Raw genomic sequence first — 234 nt, 5'->3', positions numbered from 1 at the left:
GTTTGCGGAACCTGGAACGTCCGGCCGATGCCGGCAACGGCGCGCGCCGAAGCGCCAAGCGAAGTGACGTCCCGCCCGGCAAAAAATACCTTGCCGGAAGAGGGCGCGAAAGTTCCGGAAATCACGCTGAACAGCGTCGTCTTACCAGAGCCGTTGGGGCCGATAATTCCGAGAATTTTCCCATGATCAACTTCGATGCTGACTCCGTCCAAGACAATCGGTCCGCCATAGGAC

1 protein-coding gene is annotated in these 234 nt (G+C 59.0%); it reads right to left on the bottom strand.

The window, feature by feature from the left end:
- The coding region (locus ACPYOG_RS20925; RefSeq protein WP_481295966.1) for an ATP-binding cassette domain-containing protein at nucleotides 1–212 on the bottom strand (212 nt) is incomplete at its 3' end.
- Nucleotides 213–234 lie beyond the last annotated feature (22 nt).

The sequence above is a fragment of the Leifsonia sp. HAY1-4F genome, assembly GCF_056755275.1.
Note: the sequence above shows the minus strand (reverse complement) of the source record. Positions and strands in the feature narration are given on the sequence as shown.